The organism is Streptomyces sp. RK9 (genome assembly GCF_045070545.1).
Classification (GTDB): Bacteria; Actinomycetota; Actinomycetes; order Streptomycetales; family Streptomycetaceae; genus Streptomyces; species Streptomyces alboflavus.
This window is the reverse complement of sequence record NZ_CP173705.1, coordinates 97,916-122,627: the sequence shown is the minus strand read 5'-3', so window position 1 is coordinate 122,627 and position 24,712 is coordinate 97,916. Positions and strand designations below refer to the sequence as shown.

21 protein-coding genes are annotated in these 24,712 nt (G+C 73.4%); 15 read left to right on the top strand and 6 right to left on the bottom strand.

Going from position 1 to position 24,712, the window contains the following annotated elements; genetic code table 11:
* The first annotated feature begins 97 nt into the window (after positions 1-97).
* From AB6L24_RS38145 to AB6L24_RS38120, 6 genes are all read left to right on the top strand, one after another.
* Entirely contained in the window at positions 98-1,144 is a 1,047-nt protein-coding gene (locus tag AB6L24_RS38145) for an ABC transporter substrate-binding protein (RefSeq protein ID WP_405663832.1), read from the top strand.
* Between the two features lie 46 nt (positions 1,145-1,190).
* Complete coding sequence (locus AB6L24_RS38140) at positions 1,191-2,144, top strand: ABC transporter permease (protein WP_405663830.1); 954 nt, start codon at positions 1,191-1,193, stop codon at positions 2,142-2,144.
* Positions 2,145-2,170: 26 nt separating this feature from the next.
* Positions 2,171-2,992, top strand: a complete 822-nt coding sequence (locus tag AB6L24_RS38135) for an ABC transporter permease (protein ID WP_405663827.1) — start codon at positions 2,171-2,173, stop codon at positions 2,990-2,992.
* A gap of 133 nt (positions 2,993-3,125) precedes the next feature.
* Positions 3,126-3,932: an ABC transporter ATP-binding protein gene (locus tag AB6L24_RS38130; protein WP_405663824.1), complete on the top strand. Its 807-nt coding sequence runs from the start codon at positions 3,126-3,128 to the stop codon at positions 3,930-3,932.
* Positions 3,929-5,221 carry a flavin-dependent oxidoreductase gene (locus AB6L24_RS38125; RefSeq protein WP_405663821.1) on the top strand — a complete coding sequence of 431 codons (1,293 nt, stop codon included), beginning with the start codon at positions 3,929-3,931 and terminating at the stop codon, positions 5,219-5,221. The genes AB6L24_RS38130 and AB6L24_RS38125 overlap by 4 nt, the downstream gene beginning before the upstream one ends.
* Before the next feature lie 720 nt (positions 5,222-5,941).
* Positions 5,942-6,448, top strand: a complete 507-nt coding sequence (locus tag AB6L24_RS38120; RefSeq protein ID WP_405663818.1) for a DUF1203 domain-containing protein — start codon at positions 5,942-5,944, stop codon at positions 6,446-6,448.
* A gap of 11 nt (positions 6,449-6,459) precedes the next feature.
* Here the strand turns inward: AB6L24_RS38120 and AB6L24_RS38115 are convergent, their stop codons facing one another.
* Positions 6,460-7,353 carry a LysR family transcriptional regulator gene (locus AB6L24_RS38115; RefSeq protein WP_405663815.1) on the bottom strand — a complete coding sequence of 298 codons (894 nt, stop codon included), beginning with the start codon at positions 7,351-7,353 and terminating at the stop codon, positions 6,460-6,462.
* Positions 7,354-7,451: 98 nt separating this feature from the next.
* On the opposite strand from AB6L24_RS38115, the gene AB6L24_RS38110 reads away from it, so the two are divergent.
* A complete protein-coding gene (locus AB6L24_RS38110) occupies positions 7,452-8,636 on the top strand; it encodes an MFS transporter (protein ID WP_405663812.1) in 1,185 nt (394 codons plus the stop codon).
* An 83-nt stretch (positions 8,637-8,719) separates the two neighbouring features.
* Here AB6L24_RS38110 and AB6L24_RS38105 read toward each other — a convergent pair whose 3' ends face one another.
* Both AB6L24_RS38105 and AB6L24_RS38100 read right to left on the bottom strand, forming a co-directional pair.
* Positions 8,720-8,917, bottom strand: a complete 198-nt coding sequence (locus AB6L24_RS38105) for a hypothetical protein (protein WP_405663810.1) — start codon at positions 8,915-8,917, stop codon at positions 8,720-8,722.
* Positions 8,918-9,077: 160 nt separating this feature from the next.
* Positions 9,078-10,097, bottom strand: coding sequence for an aspartate-semialdehyde dehydrogenase (locus tag AB6L24_RS38100; RefSeq protein WP_380855157.1), 1,020 nt, complete (start codon positions 10,095-10,097; stop codon positions 9,078-9,080).
* A gap of 221 nt (positions 10,098-10,318) precedes the next feature.
* On the opposite strand from AB6L24_RS38100, the gene AB6L24_RS38095 reads away from it, so the two are divergent.
* The 3 genes from AB6L24_RS38095 to AB6L24_RS38085 all read left to right on the top strand — a co-directional run bounded on the left by AB6L24_RS38095 (position 10,319) and on the right by AB6L24_RS38085 (position 13,486).
* On the top strand, positions 10,319-10,870 hold the full coding sequence (locus AB6L24_RS38095; protein ID WP_405663807.1) for an RNA polymerase sigma factor: 552 nt from the start codon (positions 10,319-10,321) through the stop codon (positions 10,868-10,870).
* Entirely contained in the window at positions 10,867-11,664 is a 798-nt protein-coding gene (locus tag AB6L24_RS38090; protein ID WP_405663804.1) for a hypothetical protein, read from the top strand. The genes AB6L24_RS38095 and AB6L24_RS38090 overlap by 4 nt, the downstream gene beginning before the upstream one ends.
* Positions 11,665-11,986: 322 nt before the next feature.
* On the top strand, positions 11,987-13,486 hold the full coding sequence (locus AB6L24_RS38085; protein WP_405663801.1) for a M28 family peptidase: 1,500 nt from the start codon (positions 11,987-11,989) through the stop codon (positions 13,484-13,486).
* A 109-nt stretch (positions 13,487-13,595) separates the two neighbouring features.
* Here AB6L24_RS38085 and AB6L24_RS38080 read toward each other — a convergent pair whose 3' ends face one another.
* On the bottom strand, positions 13,596-16,919 hold the full coding sequence (locus tag AB6L24_RS38080; RefSeq protein WP_405663798.1) for a S8 family serine peptidase: 3,324 nt from the start codon (positions 16,917-16,919) through the stop codon (positions 13,596-13,598).
* Between the two features lie 229 nt (positions 16,920-17,148).
* Positions 17,149-17,730, bottom strand: coding sequence for a CGNR zinc finger domain-containing protein (locus tag AB6L24_RS38075; protein ID WP_405663795.1), 582 nt, complete (start codon positions 17,728-17,730; stop codon positions 17,149-17,151).
* Between the two features lie 127 nt (positions 17,731-17,857).
* Here AB6L24_RS38075 and AB6L24_RS38070 point away from each other — a divergent pair, with 127 nt between their 5' ends.
* The 5 genes from AB6L24_RS38070 to AB6L24_RS38050 all read left to right on the top strand — a co-directional run bounded on the left by AB6L24_RS38070 (position 17,858) and on the right by AB6L24_RS38050 (position 23,413).
* Complete coding sequence (locus AB6L24_RS38070; RefSeq protein ID WP_405663792.1) at positions 17,858-18,310, top strand: VOC family protein; 453 nt, start codon at positions 17,858-17,860, stop codon at positions 18,308-18,310.
* 64 nt (positions 18,311-18,374) lie between these two features.
* Positions 18,375-19,283 (top strand): pyridoxamine 5'-phosphate oxidase family protein, encoded by a 909-nt coding sequence (locus AB6L24_RS38065; RefSeq protein ID WP_405663789.1) that lies wholly within the window; start codon positions 18,375-18,377, stop codon positions 19,281-19,283.
* A gap of 41 nt (positions 19,284-19,324) precedes the next feature.
* Complete coding sequence (locus AB6L24_RS38060; protein ID WP_405663787.1) at positions 19,325-19,771, top strand: NUDIX hydrolase; 447 nt, start codon at positions 19,325-19,327, stop codon at positions 19,769-19,771.
* A 548-nt stretch (positions 19,772-20,319) separates the two neighbouring features.
* Positions 20,320-22,119: a TIGR03767 family metallophosphoesterase gene (locus tag AB6L24_RS38055; RefSeq protein ID WP_405663784.1), complete on the top strand. Its 1,800-nt coding sequence runs from the start codon at positions 20,320-20,322 to the stop codon at positions 22,117-22,119.
* A gap of 106 nt (positions 22,120-22,225) precedes the next feature.
* Complete coding sequence (locus tag AB6L24_RS38050; RefSeq protein WP_405663781.1) at positions 22,226-23,413, top strand: serine hydrolase domain-containing protein; 1,188 nt, start codon at positions 22,226-22,228, stop codon at positions 23,411-23,413.
* A gap of 132 nt (positions 23,414-23,545) precedes the next feature.
* Here AB6L24_RS38050 and AB6L24_RS38045 read toward each other — a convergent pair whose 3' ends face one another.
* Complete coding sequence (locus tag AB6L24_RS38045; protein WP_405663778.1) at positions 23,546-24,628, bottom strand: hypothetical protein; 1,083 nt, start codon at positions 24,626-24,628, stop codon at positions 23,546-23,548.
* Positions 24,629-24,712: the final 84 nt, after the last annotated feature.

The window sequence follows — 24,712 nt, the reverse complement described above, 5'->3', positions numbered from 1 at the left end:
GCCATTGTTCTCAGGTCGCGCGGCCGTTAGCATCCGCGCGTCGGCTCAGGTCAAGGAGCGGCCTGAAGCGGGCTGAAACGGTCGGGAGCAGATGCTTATGGCAAGGGGTGCACGCGGTGCGCAGGGCCCGCGCGGGCCGCGGCGGTCACGGAGCCGGGCACGGTTACGCGGCGCGCCCGTCGTCGCGCTGCTGCTGTGCGCCCTCGCGGGCTGCGGCTCGTCGGACGGGTCGGGCGGCTCGGGCGGCTCGGACGGCGCTGACGGCAAGGGCCCGGAGAAGACCCGGATCACCGTCGGCACCATGCCCGTCGCCGACACCGCGCCCCTGGAGATGGCCCAGCGCAAGGGCTTCTTCAAGGCCGAGGGGCTGACCGTGCGCACCACCACGCTCAGCGGCGGCGCGGAGTCCGTCAGCCGGCTGCGGGCGGGCGCCCTCGACATCTCCTTCGGCAACTACGTCTCGTACTTCCTCGCCCACGCCAACAAGGCCATCGACGTCCGCATCGTCTCCGACGCCTTCCAGTCCGCGCCCCGCACGCACGCGGTCCTGGTCCCCAAGGACTCGCCGGTCAAGTCCCTGAAGGACCTCCAGGACAAGAAGATCGGCGTCAACACCAAGCGGAACATCAGCGCCCTCCTCGTCAAGAAGGCCGGCAAGGCCGAGGGCGCGACCTTCGACGACGACAAGAACTTCGCCGAGGTCGACATGCCGAACATGGAGACCGCCCTGAAGTCCGGCAGTGTCGACGCCGTGCAGGCCGTCGAGCCGTTCGTCTCCGCGATCGAGCGGTCCGGCGCAGGGCGCGTCGTCGCCGACCTCGGCAAGCCGCCGACCGCGGGCTTCCCCATCGCCGGGTACGCGGCCACGGCGTCCTTCGCCGAGGACAACCCGAAGACGGTCGCCGCCTTCCAGCGCGCCATGGCCCGCGCCCAGCGCCAGGCCGCCAACCGGTCGGCCGTCGTCGACACCCTCCCGGAGTACACGAAGATCACCGCCGACCAGGCCGCCCAGCTGAACCTCGGCGGCTACCCCGCGGCGCTGGACCCGGCACGGCTCGGACGCGTGGTCACCCTGATGCGGGAGTTCGGCTACCTGAAGCGGGACCTCGACGTGGAGCCGCTGCTCGTGCGTGCGGGGCCGTGAGGGTGGTCACGGGGTGCGTGGCGAGGGGGGCGCGGGGGGCGATGCGGTGAAACGGGACGCGCGCTCCGGCCCGGGCCTCGGCCCGGGATCAGGGGCGCGCGCTCGCACGCGCGCCGGTGCGCGCTCCGGGGGCCTGGTCGAGCGCAGGTCCGGGCGGGTCCTGCTGGGGGCGCTCGGCCTCTGCGGCGCCTTCCTCCTCGTCGAACTCGTCGCCCGCAGCGGTGCGTTCGACGACCAGGCCCTGCCGCCCGCCTCCTCCGTCCTCGCCCGCGCCGCCGAGATGGCCGCCGACGACGGGTTCCTCGACGACCTCTGGACCACCGTCTCCGCCTGGCTCGGCGGGCTCGCCCTCGCCGTCGCCCTCGCCGTGCCCGCCGGGCTCCTGCTCGGCTCCCTGCCCCGCCTGCGCGCCGCCGCCCTCGCCGTCGTCGAGCTGGCCCGCCCCATCCCCTCCGTCGCCCTCATCCCGCTCGCCATCCTCGTCTTCGTCGAGCCCGACCGGGTGGAGCGGTCCCTGGTCTGCTACGCCGCGCTGTGGCCCATCCTCCTCAACACCCTGTACGGGCTCCGCGACGTCGACCCCGTCGCCAAGGAGACCCTGCGGTCCTTCGGGTTCGGGCCGCTCTCCGTGGTGTGGCGGGTCTCGCTGCCGAGTGCGGGGCCCTTCGTCCTCACGGGGGTGCGGGTCGCCGCGTCCGTGGGGTTGATCGTGGCGGTCAGTGCGGAGTTGCGGGCCGGCGGTGAGGGGGGACTCGGCGTCTATCTGCTCGACTCGCAGTCCGGGGGCGGGCGGCCGGATCTGATGGTGGCGGGGGCGTGTTGGGCGGGGGTTCTTGGGGTTGTGGCCAACGCGGGGTTGGTGGGGTTGGGAAGGGTGATGTTTCCCCAAGCCCGCCCCTTCCCGAAACCGGGGGCTGCGCCCCCGGACCCCCGCCATCGGCGCTTCGCGCCTCGTCCTCAATCGCCGGACGGGCTTGATAAGGCTGGGGCGGGGCGATGAGTGCGGGTGGTGGCGTTCGCGGACGCATGGGGCGCCCCGGTGCCGGGCGGGTGGTGCGGGTCGGTCTCGGGGTGCTCGCCCGGGGGTGGCTGCTCGTACTCCTCGTACTCGTATGGGAGTTGGCCGCTCGGCGGGCCGAGGACCTGTACTTTCCGCCGCCCACGCGGATCGTGCGGACCATGCGGGAACTGTGGTGGTCCGGGCCGCCCTCGCGGCTGTGGCTGAGTGACCTCGCCGTCGACGACTTCGCGCCGAGCCTCAGTCATCTGCTGCTCGGCTGGGCCGTCGCGGGGGCCGTCGGGATCGCCGTGGGCGTCGGGATCGGGCTTTCGCGGGTGGCCTTCCACGTGCTTGACCCGGTGCTGCAGTTCGGGCGCGCCGTGCCGCCGCCCACGCTCATCCCGTTCTTCATGGTCGCCTTCGGGCTCGGCACGTCCATGCAGCTGGCGGCCATCGTCTTCGGCGTCGTGTGGCCGGTGCTCCTGAACACCGCCGACGGCGTGCGCTCCGTCGAGCCGCTGCAGCTCGACACCGCCCGGGTGCTCGGCCTCGGACGCCTCGCGCGGCTCTGGTACGTCGTCCTGCCGGGGGCCGCGCCGAAGATCTTCGCGGGGCTCCGGGTGGCGCTCGGATTCGCGCTGATCCTCATGGTCATCGCCGAGCTGATGGGGTCCGGTGAGGGCATCGGCTCCCGGCTCAACGCCGCCGAGCGGGAGTTCAGGCCGGACCGGCTGTGGGCCGGGATCGTGCTGCTCGGCGGCATCGGCTGCGTACTGAACGGACTCTTCCTGCTCGTCGAGCGCAGGGCCCTGGCCTGGCACCGGGGCGCACGGCGGACGGGCACCTAGACCACCCGGCCCCCGCGGGGCGGCGGACCGGCCGCGATCCACGGGGGCGCACGGGGAACGCGAGGGCCTCACGGACCCTCACATCACTTAGACCGCAAGGCAGTTGGCAACAGGGGGACAGGGGGAACAGGGGATGCTGGAGATCGCTGGGCTCAGTCATCGCTACGCCGACGGGCACCGGGCCGTCGAAGGGATCGAACTGCACGTCGCCAGCGGCGAGTTGGTGAGCATCGTCGGGCCGTCGGGCTGCGGCAAGTCCACACTGCTCCGGTGCGTCGCGGGGCTGCAGCGGCCGAGCGAGGGCCGCGTCGCCGTCGGCGGCCGGGACGTCGACGGCGTACCGGACGACCTCGCCGTCGTCTTCCAGGACTACACGCGCTCGCTCTTCCCGTGGCTGACCGTCCGCGACAACGTCGCGCTGCCGCTGCGCCGCCGCGGCCTCGCCCGCGCCGAGCGCCGCGCCCGCGCGGAGGAGGCCCTCGCCCAGGTCGGCCTCGACGGCACCGCGGGCCGGTACCCGTGGCAGCTCTCCGGCGGCATGCAGCAGCGCGTCGCCATCGCCCGCGCGCTCGCCTACCGGCCCGCGCTGCTCCTGATGGACGAGCCGTTCGGCTCCGTCGACGCCCAGACCCGGGAGGATTTGGAGGACCTGCTGCTCGCGGTGCGCGGGGGCGGGGGCGGCGGGTCGGGCGGGGGGTCGGGCGGGGGGTCGGAGGGCGGCCGCGACGGGCGCGGGATGACCATCCTGCTCGTCACCCACGACATCGACGAGAGCGTGTACGTCGGCGACCGCGTCGTCGTCCTCACCGGCGCCCCCGGCCGCGTCCACAGCGAGCTGCGCGTCGAACTTCCCGCGCCGCGCGACCAGATCGGCACCCGCGGCCTGCCCGAGTTCGTGAAGCTGCGGGCCGAGGTCGGGCGGGCGGTGCGGCGGCCATGAGCGCCATGAACGCCGCGAACGCCGACGTGCTCGTCGCGGGCGCGGGCATCGGCGGGCTCACGGCGGCGCTGAGCCTGCACGCGGCGGGGATCGGCGTGCGGGTCGTCGAGCCCGTGCAGGTCCTCAGGCCCGTCGGCGTCGGCATCAACCTGCTGCCGCACGCCGTCCGCGAACTCACCGAACTCGGCCTCGGCGAGCAACTGGCCGCGACCGGCGTGGCGACCGCCCAGATGGTCCACTACGACCGGCACGGCAACCGCATCTGGGGCGAGCCGCGCGGCCACGCCCTCGGCTACCACTGGCCGCAGTACTCCATCCACCGCGGCGCCCTGCAGATGATCCTCCTCCAAGCGGTGCGCGAACGCCTCGGCGAACGGGCCGTCGTCACCGGCACGTCGTTCGTGCGGTGCGCCGAGACGGAGGGGCCGCTCCTGCGCGTCATCCTGCGGGACCTGGCGCGCGGGCGGGAGCACGCCGTGCGGGTCCGGGCCCTCATCGGCGCCGACGGGCTCTACTCGACCGTCCGCGCCCGGCTGCACCCCGGGGAGGGGCCGCCGCTGTGGAACGGCATCCGGATGTGGCGCGGCGTCGCCGAGTGGGACCCCGTCCTCGGCGGCCGCACCGTCGCCATCGCGGGCAGCAACGCGCACGCCAAGCTGGTCGTCTACCCCATCTCGGGCGAGGCCGAGCGGCGGGGGCGCGCGCTGCTCAACTGGGTCGCCGAGGTGCGGTTCCCCGTCGAGCACGGGGCGATCTCCGGGGCCGCCGACTGGAACCGGACCGGGCGGCTCTCCGACGTCCTTCCCTACTTCGCCGGGTGGCGGATCGGGGACCTCGACGTGCCCGCGCTCTTCGCCGCTACCCGGCGCATCCTGGAGTACCCGATGGTCGACCGGGAGCCGCTGCCGCGGTGGGGGCGCGGGCCCGTCACCCTCCTCGGTGACGCCGCCCACCCGATGTACCCCGTCGGGTCCAACGGTGGGTCGCAGGCCGTCCTCGACGCGCGGGTGCTCGCGCGCAGCCTCGCCGTCAACGAGCCCGACCGGGTGGCCGGGCTCCGGGCCTACGAGGAGGTCCGGCGGGAGGCCACGGCCGCGCTCGTCCTCGCCAACCGGCGCATGCCCGCCGACCGGCTCCTCCAAGTCGTCGCCGAGCGCGCCCCCGAGGGGTTCGACCGGGTCGAGGACGTCCTCACCCCCGAGGAGCTGGCCGAGCTCGACGCGGCGTACCGGTGGACGACGGGGACGGATGTGGCGGAGCTGAACGGGAGGGGGTCGTGGGGGGTGTAGTCCTTGCCGGGGGCTCCCCAGTCCCACCCCTTCTCCGATCCCGGGGCTCCGCCCCTGGACCCCGTAGGCAGTCGTCCGGCGGCGGCTGGGCCAGCCCTCCCCCGAATCGGCGCTCCGCGCCTCGTCCTCAAACGCCGGACGGGCTGAAAACTGCCCCGAGGCGAACTGAAAGGCGCCGCGGAGCGGGCTGAATGGTGACGGACGGGCTGGATAGGGCAGGGGCGGGCTGGATGGGGGCGGACGGGCTGGATGGGGATGGGGCGGGCTGGATGGGGGCGGACGGGCTGGATGGGGATGGGGCGGGCTGGATGGGGATGGGTGGGCTGGATGGGGATGGGGCGGGCTGGATGGGGATGGGTGGGCTGGATGGGGATGGGGCGGGCTGAAATGTGCCGGGCGGGCCGGAGAGGTGCGGCGGGGCTGGCCGGAGAGGTGCTGTCGGGCGGGCGGGAGGGGTGTCGCGGGGCGGGCGGGCCTGACGGTGCCGACTGCCTGGCCGCAGTAATGGTGGGGGCGGGTGGGTGGGAGAGAGCCCGTCCGGCGTTTGAGGACGAGGCGCGGAGCGCCGATTCGGGGGTGCCCCCGGCGGGGCTGAGGGTGCCGGGCTGCCGGGCAGGCCGGTGCGAGTTCGGGCGGGCGGGTGGGAGAGAGCCCGTCCGGGGGGAGGTAGGCGTCCGGAAACCGCCAGCCGGGGCGCAGCGCGGGGGTGAACCTGGGGGCATGAGCACAGCATTCGCCCCGCGCCCCCTCACCCCCGACACCCTCAAGCAACTCCGCGAGAAGGACGACGCCGGCCGCCCCTGCGTACCGTTCACCGACCCGGAGGGCGGCGACCCCCTCCGCTGCTGCCTGCGCCCCGCCCGGCAGGGCGAACGCATAGCCCTGGTCGCGTACGCCCCCCTGCGCCGCTGGGCGGCGGAAACCGGCGCGGACCCGGGCGCGTACGACGAGCAGGGCCCGGTGTTCATCCACGCGGACCCCTGCGAGGGCCCGGCCCCGACCCCGCCGGAGTACCCGTACGTCCGCCCGGGCGCCCTGCGCACGTTCCGCCGCTACGACGCCGCCGGCAACATCGTCGGCGGCCGCCTCGTGGAGACCCCCGAGGACACCACGGCGGCCTTCGACGAGGCCCTCACGGAGGCCTTCGCCGACCCCCAGGTCGCCCTGGTGCACGTCCGCGCCGTGGAGTACGGCTGCTTCCACTTCGAGGTCAGGCGCCCCGCCTGAGCCGCGGGCGATCAGGCGGCCGACGCCTCCCCGTCGGCCGCCCCCGCCCCGGCCACCGCCCGCGCGAACGCCCGCACCCGCTCCGTCTCCCCGTCCCGGTGCCACACCAGGCCGAGCACGGAGTCCGGCACCCCCTCCACCGGCACGAACACCACGTCCCGCCGCCCGTGGTACTCCGCCGTCGGACGGCACAGCAGCATCGCGCCCCGGTCGGCCGCCACCAGCGTCAGCCCCTCCTGGAGGGTGCGCACGGCGGGCGCGGGCACGGCCGACGGCGCCTGCGCCTCGCGCCAGTACCCGGGAGCGGGCGCCGCCGCCGAGATCAGGGGCACGTCGGCGAGCTCGGCCGCGGCAAGGGACGTACGGGACGCGAACGGATGCCGTACCGACACCGCGACCGTCTGCTGCTGCCGTGAGAAGAGCGGGCCGAGCACCAGCTCGGGCTCCGCCACCGGAAGCAGCACGATCGCCGCGTCCACATCACCCTGGCGCACCGCCCCGAAGGGGTCCGCGAACGGCACCTCCACGATCTCCGTCACACACCCCGGATGCCGCTTCTGGAACGTCGTGATCGCCTCCATCAGACGCGCGTCCGCCGTCCCCTGGAAGCCGATCCTGATCCGGCCCGCCACCCCCCGTGCCGACTCCCGCGCCCGCCCCACCACGTCCGCCAACTCCGCGTACGCGGGCCGCAGTTCCGCGTGGAAACGCTCGCCGAGCGGGGTCAGCCGCACCCGGCGGCTAGTACGCTCCACGAGGCGTGCGCCGATGCGCTGCTCCAGTGCGGCGAGCAGCTGGCTGACCCGGCTCTGCGAGACGTAGAGCCGCTCACCCGCCCGGCCGAAGTGCAGTTCCTCGGCCAGCGCCAGGAAACACTCCAGCTCCCGGACCTCGAGCCCACTCATACGCGTTCGCCCCGTCCCTCGATCGATGAGCCACGCTCATTCAAGGATGAGAGGTCCGACGTTGTTCCCGGTGACCGCTCGGGCGTTGTCTTGTCCTCATGAAAACCGTGACTGAAACCGCGCCGGTCCCCACCGGACGACGGTCCCTGCCGCTGTCCGTCGTCGCCGTCGCGGCCGCCACCTTCTCCGTCGTCACCACGGAAATGCTCCCCGTGGGACTGCTCACCTCCCTGTCCGACGGGCTGCACGTCAGCGACGGCACCGCCGGGCTCACCGTCACCCTGCCCGGCCTCGTCGCGGCCCTCGCCGCCCTGCTCCTGCCCGTCGCCGCCCGCCGCGCGGACCGGCGCGCGGTGCTGTGCGGGCTGATGCTGCTGCTCGGCGCCGTGAACCTGCTGTCCGCGCTCGCGCCGACCTTCGCGGTGCTGCTCGGCGCCCGCATCGTCGTCGGCCTGTGCATCGGCGGCGTCTGGGCCGTCGCCGCCTCCCTCGCCGTCCGGCTGGTGCGCACCGAGTCCATCGGGCGGGCCACCGCCGTGATCTTCAGCGGGATAGCCGTGGCGTCGGTGCTCGGCGTGCCCGCGGGCACCTTCCTCGGTGAACTCGCGGGCTGGCGCTGGGCGTTCGGCGCCGTGGCCGTGCTCGGTGTCGCCGTCGCCGTGCTGCTCGCCGTCGTCCTGCCGCCGCTGCCGCCCGCCGAGCCGGTGCGGCTCGGCGTCTTCCCGGAGCTGCTGCGGATGCCGCGGCTGCGGATCGGCCTGATCGCGGTGGCGCTGCTCGTCGTCGGCCACTTCACCGCGTACACCTATGTGCGACCCGTCCTGGAGCGGGTGCCGGACCTCGGCGCGGGCCTCGTCAGCGGGCTGCTGCTCGTCTACGGCGTCGCCGGGATCGCCGGGAACTTCCTCGGCGGCTCCCTCGCCGCCCGCGACCCGCGCCGCGCGCTCCTGCTGATCTCGGCGGCGCTCGGCGCCGTGATGCTCCTGCTGGTCCCCGCCGGGGGCTCGCTCGTCGCCTCGGTGGTGCTCCTGGTCGCGTGGGGCCTCGCCTACGGAGGCGTGTCGGTGTCCTCGCAGAACTGGGTGATGGCGGCCGCGCCGGGAGCGCGGGAAGCGGCGTCCGCGCTGTTCGCGGGGGTGTTCAACGTGGCCATCGCGGTCGGCGCGCTGACCGGGGGCCGGGTCGCCGACGGGATCGGCGTGAGCGACGTCCTGCTGGTCGGCGGCGGGCTCGCGGTGGTGGCGCTGGGGGTGGTGGCCGTTGCCCGGAACGGCAAGGAGTGACGCCACGGAACGGCACCGCGCCCGCACGGACCTGGTCGGGGTCCGTACGGGCGCGGTGGTGTCCCGGGCCTGAGGTCGTCAGGTCACGGGGCCAGGCAACCCGTGCCGGGGACCTCGGCGGGCACGCCGGGGCTGGCGAGGTCGACGAGACCGGTGACTTCCGTGACGGCACAGTCGACGGTGGCTACGGGGTCCGGTACGGCGCTCGCCGGGGCGGCGAGCGCTCCGGCGAGGGCGAGGGTTCCGACGGCCATGGCGGCCACGGCGGTGATACGGCGCATGAACTTCCCTTGTGTGGTGCGGTCGGTGCACCGAGGTACTGCCCGGACCCGCCCGGGACGCATGCGCCGTTTCACTCATCCGTGGGTGATGAAACGATCCCCTGCGACCAGCGTGTTTACCGGTCGCCCAGCCGATCCGGCGGCGCCGGAACCCGCCGGGTCAGGAACCCGAGAGCTCCGCCGCCACCAGCTCCGCGATCTGCACCGCGTTCAGCGCGGCGCCCTTGCGGAGGTTGTCGTCGGAGATGAAGAACGCGAGGCCGTTCTCGACGGTCTCGTCGCCGCGGATGCGGCCCACGAAGGACTCGTCGCGGCCCGCGGCGACCAGCGGCGTCGGCACGTCGGTGAGGACGACGCCCTCCGCGCCCGCGAGGACCTCGGTGGCGCGCTCGGGGGACAGCGGCCGCGCGAAGCGGGCGTTGACCTGGAGGGAGTGGCCGGTGAAGACGGGCACGCGGACACAGGTGCCGGAGACCTTGAGCTCCGGGATCTCCAGGATCTTGCGGGACTCGTGGCGGAGCTTCTGCTCCTCGTCGGTCTCGTTCAGACCGTCGTCGACGATCGAGCCCGCCATCGGAAGGACGTTGTACGCGATCGGCGCGACGTACTTGTCGGGCTCGGGGAACTCCGCCTGGTCGCCGCCGTGCGTCAGCTTCGGCGCGTCGTCGCCGACCTTCTTGACCTGCTCGAACAGCTCCTCGACGCCCGCGAGCCCGGAGCCGGACACCGCCTGGTAGGTGGCGACGACCAGCGACGTCAGCTCCGCCTCCAGGTGCAGCGGCTTCAGGACCGGCATCGCGGCCATCGTCGTGCAGTTCGGGTTCGCGATGATGCCCTTGGGGCGGTCCGCGATGGCGTGCGGGTTCACCTCGGAGACGACCAGCGGCACCTCGGGGTGGCGGCGCCAGGCGGAGGAGTTGTCGATCACCACGGCGCCCTGGGAGGCGACCTTCTCGGCGAGTGCCTTGGAGGTGGCGCCGCCCGCGGAGAACAGGACGATGTCCAGGCCCGTGTAGTCGGCCGTCGAGGCGTCCTCGACCGTCACCCCGTCCAGGACCGAGCCGGCCGAGCGGGCCGAGGCGAACAGGCGCAGCTCGTCGAGCGGGAACTCACGCTCGACGAGGATCTTGCGCATGACCGTGCCGACCTGACCGGTGGCTCCGACGATTCCGACCTTCACAGGGGTCCCTCCGTAGTTGCGTGCCTGGCTGCGGCAGTCTCCTGCCCGGGCGTGCGGCCGTCCGACCAGGGGTGCTGCCGCCGCTCCATGATGCGTCTGTCCACGGCCGCTTTGTCCAATCCATTGTCCGAGGTGCGGGACGCCACATCCGCGCGAACGTTTCGGCCCGCTCCGGCGTCCTAGGGGAGACGCGGGAACGCGCGCGACGAGGGGGAGGGCCATTGCTGCGCAGAATCACGCGCCGCGGACCACACGGGCAGGGGGGATCAGGCGCCCCGGAGGCCGCCGACCCGCTCGACCCGGCCCAGGAGGACCGGGTCCGGGCGGTCCTCTCGCTCGGCGGGGTCCCGCACGGGGAACTGCAGGACGGGGTGCAGCAGGTCAGGCTGCGGCTCCTGGAGCGGGCGGCGAAGGGGGAGCAGGCGCCGCGGGACGTGTCCGCGTGGGCCGCGGTGGTCGCCTCGAACTGGGCGATGGACTTCCACCGCGCCCGGCGCCGCCAGGAGCGGCTCGGCGAACGGCTCGCCGCGCTGCGCCCCGCGGAGGCCGGTGCGGACGGCGCCGAGTCGCGGGTCCTCGCGCTGGCCGTGGCGCAGGGCCTCGACGCGCTGCCGGACAGCCAGCGGCAGGTCGTCGTGCTGCGCTTCTACGCCGATCTGCCGGTCCGGGACATCGCGGCCGAGCTGGGCATCCCGGAGGGCACGGTCAAGAGCAGGCTGCACGCGGCCGTACGGATGCTGCGGACGCGGCTGCACGAGGGAGAGGTGGTGTGACCGTGGCGCACGAGGAGAGTGACGACGCCGTCGACGCGCTGGCGCTGGCGGTCACGGACACACCGGTGCCGGACGCCGTGCGCGGCGACGAGCGGTTCATGGCCGAGCACGCGGCGGCCGTCGCCGACGTCGAGGCGCTGCGTGAGCAGCTGCGGATCGTGGGGGACACGCTGGCGCGGGGGCCACAGGCCCCGGACGGGCCCGCGCCCGCGCTGCCGCCCGCCACCCCCTTCCGGCAGCCCGGCGCCGCCCGCCGCCGCGCCGTCCTCGCCCTCGCGGCCGCGCTCGCCGCCGGAATGCTGGGCGGCCTCGTCTGGCTCGGGGCGAACGCCGGGACCGGGGACGGCGACATGGCGGGCGGCGACGCGAAGCACAGGGCGCCGAACCTCTCCGCGGGAGAGTCGGCCCCGGACGCCTCGCGGGCCCCGGACGAGGCGCAGGACGACGCGGACGGCTCCGGGGAAAGCCGGTCGCGCGAGGGCTACGTGGCCTGCGCGCGGCTCATCGTCGAGGGCACCGTGCACCGCGTCGATGCGCTGCCCGGCGGCACCCGGGACCGGATCACGTTCGACGTGTCCCGCTACTTCAAGCCCGCCGAGGGCAAGCGGAGGATCACGTTCGTGATGTCCGTCGACACAGACGTGGACCCGCGGCTGCGGGCGGGCGACCGGGCGCTGATCGGGATCCCTGAGGGCGGGTCCATGCCCGACCTGTGGACGACGGGGAAGGGGATCGCCACGGACCGCGCGTGGATCGAGAAGGCGCTGCCGGGGGCGCGCGGGATGAAGTGCTGAGCGGTGCCGCGCGGACTGAACCGCTGAGCGGTGCCGCGCGGACCGGCGTGCTGAAGCGGCGCCGCGCGGGCTGCCGTGTCGGCGCGCGGGCTTCCGTGTCGGTCGGAACGTTCCGGAGTACTGAGTTCCGGTGACAACTGCGTGAAGGCGCGGTTGCGAACCCGGCGAATCCCCTGAACTGCGGTTTCGCCGGGCTAACGTCCTTCCACCGCTCGCCGTTGATCACCGCCGCACGCCGGTCTCGTACCCGACAAGGACCGACCGCGTGCCCGACCACGGAGGTCACCGGCGCCGACTCCCGACCACGCAAGGAAGGACCTCCGTGCGCGCACCCCGCAGCCGGACCACGGCCGCTCTCGTCTCCGCGGCCGTCGCCGCCCCCCTTCTGCTCGCCGCCGCCCCGGCGGGCGCCCAGGACGCGCCCCGCGGCGCCGAGCGTCACTCGACGCAGTCCGCGCAGGCGAAGAAGCTCGCCAAGAAGCTGGTGCAGAAGTCCACCGGCAAGAGCGCCTACCGCCACCTGGAGAAGTTCCAGGAGATAGCCGACGCCAACGGCGGCAACCGCGCCGCCGGCACCAAGGGCCACAAGGCGTCCACGAAGTACGTGTACGACCGCCTGAAGAAGGCCGGTTACAAGGTCTCGTACCAGGACTTCACGTTCTACGAGTCCAAGACGCTGCGCGAGAGCGCCGCCGTGCTCTCGCCCGACGCGCGCAAGCTGACCGCCCTGGCGTTCGACTTCAGCAAGGCCACGCCCGAGGGCGGCATCCAGGCGCCCCTCGCCGCCGCCCGCGTCGACGACACCCCGGGCTGCGAGGCCGACGACTACACGTCCGACACCTTCACCGGCAAGATCGCCCTGGTGAAGCGCGGCACCTGCACCTTCGCCGAGAAGGAGGCCGCCGCGGCCAAGGCGGGCGCCATCGGCCTCGTCCTGTACAACCACTCCGGCGACCAGCCCGTGAAGGGCAACCTGGAGGTCCCGGCGAACGCCCACATCCCGGCCGTCGGCATCACCAAGGCCGAGGGCGAGAAGCTGGCCGCCGACCTCGCCAAGGGCGAGGTCAAGGTCTCCGTGGACGTCGCCACCGAGGCCGTCCCGCACAAGACCCGCAACGTCGTCGCCGAGACCCGCGGCGGCCGCGCCGACCGCGTCGTCGGCCTCGGCGCGCACCTGGACTCCGTGCCCGAGGGCCCCGGCATCAACGACAACGGCTCCGGCTCCGCCGGTCTGATCGAGGTCGCCGAGAAGCTCGCCAAGGAGACCAAGGGCGGCAAGAAGCTGACCAACAAGGTCCGCTTCGCCTGGTGGTCGGCCGAGGAGCTGGGCCTGCTCGGCTCCGACCACTACGTCAAGTCGCTGTCGGCGAAGCAGAAGAAGAACATCAAGCTGTACCTGAACTTCGACATGATCGCCTCGCCGAACGCGGCGGAGCTGGTCTACGACGGCGACGACTCCGACAAGGTCGGCGCGGGCGCGGGCCCGGCCGGTTCCGCCCAGATCGAGAAGCTCATCAACGGCTTCCTCGACAAGAAGAAGGTCCCGCACTGGGGCACCGACTTCGACGGCCGCTCCGACTACGGGGCGTTCATCGCCAACGGCATCCCGGCGGGCGGCACCTTCACCGGCGCCGAGGGCCTGAAGACCGAGGAGCAGGCGGCGAAGGCGGGCGGCAAGGCCGGTCAGCCGTACGACCCTAACTACCACGGCGCGGGCGACGACCTGAAGAACATCAGCCGCAAGGCGTTCGCGACGAACATCGACGTCATCGCGCACGCGGTGGGCACCTACGCCCACGACCTCAGCTCCCTGAAGAAGTGAACTCCGGCTTCCTGAAGGGCCGGAAGGGCTGGATGGGCTGATCGCGGTCCGGACAGCCGAACGGGGGCGGGCACTCGGTGCCCGCCCCCGTTCTCATGCGCTCTCAGCGTTACGGGGTGACCTTCTCCACCGTCACGCTGCCCGTGCCCGCGACGGTCCCGCGCGCGTTCAGGAGGCTGACCTCACCGAACAGGACGCGGCCCGCGGCGGCGGGCCCGCTCGCGACGACCTCGGCGGAGACGTCCGCCGACGCCCCGTTCGCGAGCTCGACCTTCTTCGTCTCGTCGACCTTGATCTGGCCGAGCGAGGGGGAGAAGAACACGTCACGGTAGTCGTACGCGGTCGAGCCCGACGGGATGGAGTAGCCCGCGACCTCGATGGTGTACTTGCCCGCTGCGGGCTTGGTCAGGCTCACCGACTCCTCGGAGTCGCCGTCCGCCGAACTGGCGACCGGCACGCCGTCCTTGAGGACCGCGAGGTCCAGGTCGGCGGCGGCGTCGGCGGTGGAGCCGATCGCCACGTCGAGCCGCTCGGCGCCCGCGGGCACCTCGACCGTCGTGGTCTGCTTCTCACCCTGCTTGATGGTGGGACGCGCGGTGGCGGCCGAGCCGAGCGTGCCGCCCTTCAGCTTGCCCGCGACGGCGGCGTAGTTGTTCGTCGCCTTCCAGGTGACGGGCGCGGCCTGACCGGACTTGGCCTCCGCGAGCTTCTGCGGCGCGGGCGCGAAGGACACGCCGAGCGCGGCGACGCTCACCTTGTACGGGTTGTCGAGCAGCGGCGACGTACGGCGCGACTCGATCTCGATCTCCCAGACGCCCGGCGTCGGGTTCGCGTACGAACGCAGGTCGGGGCGGCAGGTGTTGTCCGGGTTCGGGAAGTCCGGGTAGCAGACGAGCGAGGACGTCGACTCGACCGGGACGCCGTACGGGTGGATGGAGATGAACCGCGTCTGGCTCTTGTCCTTCAGACCGCTGAGCGCGACCTCAAGGGTCTTCGCGCCCTTCGGCACCGTCACGAAGAGGGACTTGGTGCCGTTGCGCTGCACCGAGCTGGTCGACGAGGTGGTGAAGGAGGGCTTGGCGAGGTCCTTGGCCACGACGACCGTCGTCATGATCTGGTGGTCGATGCCGCGGGTGCGCTTGTCGTTCACGGTGAGCACGGCGCTGGAGAGGCCGTACGACTCCGGCTTGGCCTGCACCTTCACGGTCACGGCCGTGTTCAGGGGCAGCAGCACGTCGTCGTCGCCGACCAGGCGGAACGTCTTGCCGTGGTTGTTGGCGAAGGCCAGCTTGTGCATGACGGGACGGGACGGGCCCGTCGTCCGCTTGATGGTGACGCTGTACGTCTTCTTCTGGCCCTTCTTCAGGCCGCCCTCACGGTCGTACAGGCCGGTGCCGGGCTTCTTCAGCTCCTGCTCCAGGGCCGTGTCGACGGGCGCCTTGACCGTGTACTCATGGGCCTTGGCGCCGCCCTTGATCGCGCTCCAGGCGTCCACGACGTCGATCAGGCCGGTGCCCTGCGCGTAGGCCTGCACGCCCGGGATGCGGTGGGCGGTCGAGGTCAGCGCGGTGCGCAGCTTCGCCGGGGTCAGGTCGACGCGCTGCTGCTTGGCGGCGCTGAGCAGGAGCGCGGAGGCGCCCGCGGCCTGCGGCGACGCCATCGACGTGCCCTGCAGCATCGAGTAGCCGGCGGGCAGCTGGTAGCCGGCCTCGGCGGCGGGGCCGCCCGGCAGCCAGGTCTGCGTGGTGTTGATGGCCGAGCCCGGCGCGGTCACCAGGGGCTGGAAGCCGCCGTCCTCACGCGGGCCGCGCGAGGAGAAGTTGAACATGGCGTTCTTCTTCGTCACCTCGGAGCCGTAGTTGGCGGCCCAGGTCTCCTTGGAGACCGAGGCGCCCACGGAGACGACGTGGTCGGCGAGGGAGGGGTCGCCGATGGTGTTGGCGCCGGGGCCCGAGTTGCCCGCCGAGATGACGAGCTGCACGCCGTAGGTGTCGATGAGGCGCTTGTACAGCTCGGCGCGCGCGTTGTTGCCGTCGTTGAGCGCGGGCAGGCCGCCGATCGACATGTTGACGATGTCGACGCCGCGCTTCGTCACGAGGTCGATCATGCCCTCGGTGAGCGCGACGTTGGTGCAGCCGCCGGTCCAGGTGCAGGCGCGCGAGGACACCAGCTTGGCGCCGGGGGCGGCGCCGTTCATCTTGCCGCCGAACAGCTTGTTGGCGGCCGTGATGCCCGCGACGTGCGTGCCGTGCTCGGACTCGATGAGGCCGATGTTCACGAAGTCGGCCTTCTTGCCGACCCAGTCGCCGCCGTAGGGGTCCGTCGGCACGTCCTTGCGGATCTCCACGACGAACGGCACGCGCTCGACGACGTCGGTCGCCGGGTTGTCCTTGCCGAAGTAGCCGACCTGGTGGTTCTTGCCGTACGGCTTCATCGGCGCGTCGTCGCCGAAGTCCTTGTTGTCGTTCAGGTCGACGCGGACGGTCCCGGCGGCCGGGTCGTACAGGACGCCCCAGGTGTCCGTCGTGTCCCCGTCCCGGTTCAGGTCGCCCTTGGCGTCGCCGCCGGTCGTCGCGGCCTCGCGGAAGCGGCTGATCTGGTACGAGCCCGCGGGGGCCTTCCAGGAGTCGCCGTCGAAGGTGAACGTGGGCCCGGACACCGGGTTGGTCATGCGGCGCCAGGTCGCGTCGGCGTCGACGATCGGGTCGGTCGCCGTCACCCAGTCGGTGATCTTGCGCTCGCCGGTCGTGGTCTTCTGCAGCGCCGGGTGGCCGAGGTCGACGCCCGAGTCGAGGATGCCGATGGTGATGCCGCGGCCGTCCGCCTTCGGGTTCTTCTTCACGAAGTCGACGGCGCCCGTCTCGAAGGACGGGTTGTACGGGTTCTTGGCGGGCGTGTTCTTGTCCGGCGCCGGGTAGGCGGCCCGGCCCTGCGCGGACTTCGCGCCCTTGGTGTTGCCGGGCCGCGGGTCGTCCAGCTCGATCTCGTGCCGCAGGTCGATGGCGTGCACGGAGGAGAGCTTCGAGGCGGCCTTGATGGCGGCGTCGGCGCGCGCGGTCGGGACGGCGGCGCGGACGTAGCCGAGCTTGTCGTAGGTGCGGCCGACGGAGCCGCCCTTGACGGCGTCCAGCTCCTTGGCGACCTCCTCGGTCGCGCCGGGCTTCGTGGCGACCATCATCGTGACGGTCTTCTCGCCCTCCGCCTTGGCGTCGGCGAGCAGTTCGGCGTCCTGGGCGCCGAGCTTCGCGGCGGCGTCCTTGGGCGCGGGGGCGGCCGGGGCGGGGGAGGGCCCGTCGGCGGCGAGGGCGAGCGGGAGCGGGGCCGCCGCGCAGAGTGCGGCGGCCACGCCTATCGCGGTGGCGAGGCGGGCGGTGCGTCTGGCGCGGTCGCCGCGTCTCGCGCCCTGGGGCGCGTGGTGTGGATCGAGGGTCATCAGCATCCCTGTACGTAAAGATCGGCTGGTCGAGCCGATACAGCGAGGGTCCGGAATACGGGGCCGGATGACCGCTCAGCCTTACGTAAGGGGTGCCTGTTTGGGGAGAGTTGCCCGGGGCCGGAATGGCCCGATGGCGTACTTCCGCCATACGCCATCGGGAACAAGGCGCACCATAACGGGACTTGACGCCCGCGTGAACGCGAGCGAACGCCCCACGCGGTCGCGGCTAGCTGTCCCGCGACCGCGCGTAGTGACGGGACGCCTTCGCGCGGTTGCCGCACACCGCCATCGAGCACCAGCGCCGGGTGCCGTTCCGTGAGGTGTCGAAGAAGTGCAGGACACACGCCTCGTGGGCGCAGCCGCGGATCCGGTCGGGGGCGGTGGTGAGCAGCTCCAGATAGTCCCGCGCGGCCAGCCAGGCCGGCCCCCACGACGGGTCCGCGAACTCGGCCTCCTCGCCCGGCCCCTCCGGCGTCAGCGTCGCCCGCACGCGGCCGTGCGCGAGCACCGCGTCGACCCGGGCCACGGCGTCCGGGGCCCCGCCCGGCTTCCCCGGCAGGTCGACGACCCCGGCGAGGGCGTCCCGGGCGCGCAGGAGCCGCTCCAGGGTGCGCCGGTCGGCGGCGAACCGCCCGTCGAGCCCGTGCGCCCCGAGCCAGACGGTCAGCCCCTCGACGTCCGTGAGCCCGCCGGTGCCGGCGAGCAGGTCCGCGCGTCCCCCGTCGTGGACCCACCGGGTGTTGAGCAGGTCCAGGGAGAGGGGTTCGCCGGTGAGGGGGCGGGGGTCGGGCGGGGTGGCGGCGGGCATCGGTGCTCCCTTCAGTGCTAACCAGTCAAGGGTACGTGACCGGTTGACCTCCGCGATCTATAACCTCTAATCTGGATGTAGACGGTTAGCCCGCACGGGTGGGCCACCCCTGTCGAAAGGCGGCACGATGCCTCCGCACGCCCCGCGCACGGGCCACATCGGCCTGAGCGTCACCGACCTCGACCGCTCCCTCGCCTTCTACCGGGACGTGATCGGCCTCGAAGTGATCACCGAGGGCAAGGAGGAGGGCCGCCGCTTCGCCTTCCTCGGCCACGGCGGCGCGCTCACCCTCACGCTCTGGCAGCAGGCGGAGGCCCCCTTCGAGCGCGGCCCCGCGGGCCTGCACCACCTCGCCTTCGAGGTCGACACGATCGACCGGGTCCGGGCGCACGAGGCGGAGCTGCGGGCGTACGGAGTGGAGTTCGCCTACGACGGCGTCGTGCCGCACGGCGAGGGCGCCGCGTCCGGCGGGATCTTCTTCCACGACCCGGACGGCATCCGCCTGGAGATCTACGCCCCGACCGGCGCCGAGTCCGCGCAGGCGCCCGTGGCGGCGGCGCCGACCTGCGGCTTCTTCTAGGGCTTGTCCGACGGGTCGGACAGGCCCCGGACCGACCCTCGACTTCTTCGAGAAGGACGACCCCGTGGACACCACGTACACCCCACCCGACCCCTACCACCCGGGCTCGCGCGCCGTGCAGGACCGCGTCGGCGTCCGCGAACTCGCCGACCACGTCGGCCGGTCCATCGGCCCCGGCATCCGGCCGGTCGCCGCCGCGTTCCTCGAACTCCAGCCGATGCTGGTGATCGGCGCGGCGGATCCGGTGAGCGGGCGGGTGTGGGCGTCGCCGCTCACCGGCGAGCCCGGATTCCTGCGGGCCACGGGGCCGCGCCAGCTGTCGGTGGCGGGCGGCCCCGTGCCGGGGGACCCGCTCGCCGCCGCCCTTGCGGTGCCCGGCACCCCCGTCGGCACCCTCGCCCTCGACCCGCGCACCCGGCGCCGGATGCGGCTCAACGGCCGGTCCCGGCCGACCCCGCGCGGCCTGGCCGTCGAGGCCGACCAGGTCTTCTCGAACTGCCCCAAGTACCTGCAACAGCGCCGCCTCCTGGGCGCCGCCCGCCCTCCCGCGCCCCGCCCCCGCACCACCCGGGGCACCGCCCTCACCCCCGCGCAGCAGGACGCGGTCGCGGCCGCCGACACCTTCTTCCTCGCCACCGTCCACGAACACGGCGCCGACGCGACCCACCGCGGCGGCAACCCCGGCTTCGTACGCGTCCTCTCCGCCCGCGAGCTGGAGTGGCCCGACTACCCCGGCAACGCGATGTTCCTGACGCTCGGCAACCTCGCCCGCGACCCCCGCGCGGGCCTGCTCTTCCTGGACTGGACGACGGGCACCGCACTCCACCTCACGGGCACCGCCCGCACCCGCTACGCCCCCGACGGCACCCGCACCGTCCGCCTCACCCTCATCGAAACCCACGAGACCACGGCCGCCTCCCCCTGGACCTGGTCCGCCCCCGTCCTCTCACCCGCCAACCCACCACTCCGGTAACAGGACGTGCCTAACCCCTGAACGCGGTCTAACGTCGGCCCGTGCACAAGGAACTGCGGGTGGCGGCCTACGCCGTATGCGTACGCGACGGGTCCGTGCTGCTCGCCCGCTGGGTCGCGGGCGACGGCAGCAAGCGGTGGACGCTGCCCGGGGGCGGCATGGACCACGGAGAGGATCCGTACGACACGGTGATCCGGGAGGCCGACGAGGAGACCGGCTACACCGTCGAACCCGTCGCGCTCCTCGGTGTCGACTCGCTGCGCCGCCGCTACCCGAGACGTCTCGGCGCGGTCGCGGACTTCCACGGCGTACGCATCGTCTACGAGGCCCGGGTCACCGGCGGCTCCCTCCGCCACGAGACCTCGGGCTCGACGGACCTGGCGGCGTGGCACCCCTTGGACGACGTCGCCGCGCTGGACCGCGTGAGCCTGGTCGACGTCGGCCTCACCCTCTGGCGCACCCGCCCGGCGGACGGGCATGTGCCGTAGCCGGGGGCTCCCCAATCCCACCCCTTCCCGAACTGGGGGCTCCGCCCCCAGACCCCCGCTCCTCAAACGCCGGAGGGGCTGAAAATTACCCGCCGCAGGGGCCTGAAACGCACCCGCCGGACGGGCTGAACCCCGCGCATTCCCAGCCCGCCCCGGCAACTATCCAGCCCGTCCGGCGTTTGAGGACGAGGCGCGGAGCGCCGATTCGGGGGAGGACCGGCCGACCCGCACGGGACACCCACCCCCGGGGCCCAGGGGCGCAGCCCCGGTTACGGGAAGGGGCGGGCTTGGGGAGCCCCCGGCAGGGCCCCCTACCCCGGCAAGTGAACGCAGAGCAACCACCACCCCACCCCCCAACGAGCACCGCGTGCACACGCAAAGTGTGCCCTGATCCACTTACGGTGATCGGCGCCACCCGTTGTGGCGACGTTAACGCGCAGGCCACCCCCACTGCCAACGATCCAGTACGAGCGGGAAGTCCACCGGCGAGGACCGCCGGGGACCCCCGCGACCACTGCCGACGCGTTCGCACTCGGGGAGACCGCGCCATGTCGCGCATACGCTCTGTCGCCACCACGGCGGCCACCGCCACCGCCTCCGCCACCACGTCCGCCGTCTCCACAGTGAACCGCCGCGCGCTCCTCGCGGCGACCGGCGCCGTCTCCCTCTCCGCGGGCATCGGATACGCCCTGGGCCCGGGAGCGGGCTCGGGCAAGGCCGCCCCGGCGGCGGCCGCGGCCCCGGTCCCGATGTCCCGCAGGGCCCCGTCGGCCCCACTGGCCCCGTACCGCTCGGGCACGACCCTGGCGACGGTCTCGGCGCCCCGCGGCACCTCCGGCTACCGCCGCCTCGCCGACGGCCCGGCCTGGGACCGCGTCGTGCGGGCCGACCTGGCCGCGGCCAAGCCGGGCCGCGAGTCGCGCCGCACCCCGCTGGCCGCGTTCGTCCAGTTCACCGACCTGCACCTGGTGGACGTACAACACCCGCTGCGCTACGAGTACCTGCGGGCGCAGACGGCCAGCGCCTGGCGTCCGCAGGAGGCGCTGTCCGTCGCCGGGGCCGTCTCGCTGGTCGAGCAGGTCAACGGCCTGCGCGGCGCACCCGCCACCGGCGCGCCCCTGCACTTCGTGATGACGACGGGCGACAACACGGACAACAACTCCCGCAACGAGCTGGACTGGTTCCTGAAGGTGATGAGCGGCGGCCGTGTCACCCCCAACTCCGGCGACCCACGCCGCTACGAGGGCGTGCAGGACAGCGGCCTGAAGCTCTACTGGCACCCGGACGACGCCCTGCGCGACGCCGACAAGGGTGTCGGCTTCCCCCGCCTGCACGGCTTCCTCGACGCCGCGATCCGCGAGGTCAACAGCCCGGGCCTGAACCTGCCGTGGTACTCCACGGTCGGCAACCACGACGGCCTCCCCGGCGGCTGCTACGCCCCCGGCGACTCGTACTTCACCGAGTTCGCCGTCGGCGGCAGGAAGCTGATGTCCCTCGACGAGGCGCGCGGCGCGGCCCTGTGGAAGAACGTCAAGAAGGGCAACGACCCGAAGGGCGCCGTCTTCAAGGAAGTGATGAAGTCCGAGGCGCGGCGCATGCGTTCGGTGACTCCGGACGAGTCCCGCGCCCCCTTCACGCCCGCCGAGTACGTCAAGGCCCACCTGGACCCGGCGCACCGGGGCCGCGGCCCGGTCGGCCACGGCTACACCCAGGAGAACCTGGCCGAGCGCACCCAGTACTACTCCTTCCGCATCACCGACGACGTCCTCGGCATCAGCCTGGACACCACCGACCCCGGGGGCCACTACGAGGGCTCCCTCGGCACGGCTCAGCTGCGCTGGCTGGAGCGGCGGTTGAAGGAGGTGGAGAAGAGCGGCGACGCCTCGTACGTCATCGTCTTCAGCCACCACACCAGCAAGTCCATGCGGAACCTGCGCACCGACCCGGGCCGCCCGCGCGAGTCCCGGCACGGCGGCGACGAGGTCGCGGCGCTCCTCGGACGGCACCGCTCGGTGCTCGCCTGGGTGAACGGCCACAGCCACAAGAACGCCATCACCCCGCACCGCACCGAGCACGGCGCGTTCTGGGAGGTCTCCACCGCGTCCCACATCGACTTCCCGCAGCTCGCCCGGGTCATCGAGCTGGTCGACAACCACGACGGGACGCTCTCCCTCTTCACCACCCTCATCGAGTCCGCCGCCCCGCACCGCACCGACTTCGCCGACCTGTCCCAGACGGGCCTCGCCGCGCTGTACCGGGAGCTGTCGTTCAACGCCCCCGGCGCGAAGACCACCCTCGGCGGCGACCCCGGCGACCGCAACACGGAACTCGTCCTGCGCAAGGGCTGACCCCGGCGCCGGCACCCGCCGCCCTCCGGGTTCGAACACCGCGCCGTCCGCGTCACGGGCCCCGGCTCCGCTGCGCTACGGTCTCGGCCTGGAGAAGGGACGACGCATGTCAGTACGCAAGCGGTTCATGGGGGTGGCCGCGGTCGTGACGGTGGCGGGCGTCCTCGCGGCACCCGCCGTGTCGGCCGCACCCGGCGCACCCGCCGCGTCCGCGCGGCCCGGCGCTCCCGGCGCGGACCACGGCCACCGCGCCACCCAGCGGGCCCTGGACCGGGCCGTCACCGCGGGCGTCCCCGGCGTCACCGGCCAGGCCGTCGACACGTACGGGACCTGGAACGGCACCGCGGGCCTCGGCGACCTGAACGCCCGGACGCCGCGCGGCGCGTACGACCACTTCCGCGTCGGCAGCGTCACGAAGACGTTCGTCGCCGTGGTGCTGCTCCAGCTCGCGGCGGAGGGCAGGCTCGACCTCGACGACACCGTGGGGGAGTGGCTGCCCGGCGTGGTCCGGGGCAACGGTCACGACGGCGACAGGATCACCGTCCGCCAACTCCTCAACCACACCAGCGGCATCCACGACTACCTCGCCGACCCCCGCTTCCAACGCGTCTACTTCACCCCCGGGTTCATGAAGCACCGCTTCGACACCCGGACGCCCGAGCACTGGGTAGGCATGGCGATGAGCCACCGGCCGCAGTTCCGCCCCGGCACGGCCTGGGGCTACTCCAACACCAACTACCTGCTCGCCGGGATGATCGTGGAGCGGGCCACGGGCCACTCCTACGCCGACGAGATCCGCGCCCGCGTCATCGAGCCCCTCGGCCTGCGCCACACCTCCGTGCCCGGCACCAGGACGACCCTGCCGCCGCCCGGCTCCCGCGCGTACTCCAAGCTGTTCGCCGACCCGTCCTCGCGGTCCACGACGTACGACGTGACGGAGCTGAACCCGTCCGAGGCGGGCGCGGCGGGCGAGATGATCTCCAGCTCGGCGGACCTCAACCGCTTCTACCGGGCGCTCCTCGGCGGACGGCTGCTGCCGGACGAGCAGCTCGCCCAGATGAAGGAGACGGTCCCGGCGAAGGACCTGGGCCCCGGCGTCGGCTACGGCCTGGGCCTGATGCGCGTGCGCCTCTCCTGCGGGACGGCGGTGTGGGGGCACGGCGGCGGCATCCAGGGCTCCCGGTCCGAGGCGATGGCCACCGGCGACGGGCGCCGCGCGCTCGCGGTCAACTTCAACGGCGACTGGACGGGGGATCTGAAGCCGGTGGTCGAGGCGGAGTTCTGCGGCGAGTAGGCGGCGCGGGCCGCTGTTCACGGCGGTCCATGCGTGCGTCGCGGAGCGCCCCGGGCACGCGTACGGGGGCGAAACCCCGCCGTCCAGGGTTCCGCCCCCGCACTCCCCTCCTGCGGGTCCGCCGTGGCCTGCCTATCTGGGCAGCACCACGACATACGCCGCAGGATCCCGGTCGGCCGCCGCCATCAGCGCCGTGCGCACGACCGTGGCCTGCTGCTCCGCCGTGTCCCGCAGCTTCTTCGGGGTGACGTGGACGACGGTGATGCCGAGGTGCTCCAAGTGCTCGCGCTTACGGGCGTACTCGGACCATTCCCCCAGCTCTCGCCCCCGCTCGACCAGGGGGGAGCCGAGGCCGTCCTCGCCCTGGCGCGGCGCCCGCGTGTCCAGCTCCACGGCGACGGAGTGCTCGGGCCAGTAGGCGTCGACGCCGCCCAGATGCGGGCCGCCCGGCAGCCGCAGGTCGACGTTCCACAGCGGGTCGGGCAGACCGAAGTCCCGTACCAGCGCGTAGAGCCGGTCCTCCGCGAGGGCCCGGCCCTCGGCCAGGAGCGAGTCCACCGCGTCCACCACGTGCGGCCGGGCGAGCAGCCGGGCGTTGTTCAACTCCCGTACGACCGCCGCCGGTTCGCAGTGGCCGCCGCGCACCGCCTCGGTGAGCAGCCGTCGCACCGCGCCCGCCTCGGCGAGCTGCGCCACGGCGTCGGCGAGCGCGCGCGGCACGGGGGCGACGGGAAGTCCGGTGATCTGCTGGGGAGTCGGCAGGCTGCTGGCGCGGACGAGGCGGGCGCAGCCGGTGGAGCGCAGCCGCCGGGTGCGGGGCACGAGGACGTCGATGCGGTCCAGGGAGAGCAGCGGCGGCGCGGAGGAGAAGCGGTGCAGCGCGAGCGCGGCGAGCCCGGTGATCATCGCGTCCGCGTACGCGGCGTGCGGCTCGCCCGCGCCGGGCTGCGCGGGCACCGACCTGGCCTCCTTGGCCGGCGGGCGGCCGCTGTACAGGAGCACGCCGTGCAGCCGCTCCTCGCTGGTGGGCGGTCCGGGGTGGAGCAGGTAGACGCCGGGCAGGAACTGCTGCCAGGGGCCGCCGGGGCGGCAGTGCGCGCTGGTGTCGGCGCCGGAGACGCCGTGCTCGCGCAGTTGCGCGGAGCTCATGACGCGGCGCTGGACGGCGGTGAGGTGGCGCAGGGGGCGGGGGGAGAGCGGGGTGTTGTGGTTCATGACGGGGCCTTTCCCGCCCCCGGACGGCCCGCTAACCGCTGTTACCGTCCCGTCGACAAAACCGGACAACCCCGTCCTAAAGTA